The 500-nt window shown below is 65.2% G+C and carries 1 pseudogene; it reads left to right on the top strand.

From position 1 onward, the window contains the following. Positions 1-500: pseudogene (locus ACR0DO_RS19660) on the top strand (glycine dehydrogenase (aminomethyl-transferring)); the annotation flags it as partial.

Raw genomic sequence — 500 nt, 5'->3', positions numbered from 1 at the left:
CGAGGCCTACCCGATCCTCTACACCTCCGAGTCGGGCCGCGTGGCGCATGAATGTATCCTCGACACCCGTCCGCTGGACGCCGAGGCGCATGTCACCGTCGACGACATCGCCAAGCGCCTGGTCGATAGCGGCTTCCACGCCCCGACCATGTCCTGGCCGGTCGCAGGCACCCTGATGGTGGAACCCACCGAGTCCGAACCGCAGGCCGAGCTGGACCGCTTCTGCGACGCCATGCTGTCGATCCGGGCGGAAGCGCAGGACATCATCGACGGCAAGATCGACGCGGAAAACAACCCGCTGAAAAACGCCCCCCACACGGTGCGCGATCTGGTCGGCGACTGGGACCGCCCCTACACCCGCGAGCAAGCCTGCTTCCCGCCGGGCTCGATGGGCGTCGACAAATACTGGTCCCCCGTCAACCGCGTCGACAACGCATACGGAGACAGAAACCTCGTCTGCACATGCCCTCCAATGGACGCATACAAAGACGCAGCCGAGT

The organism is Ruegeria sp. AM9 (genome assembly GCF_056540565.1).
This window is presented reverse-complemented; position numbering and strand designations above follow the sequence as displayed.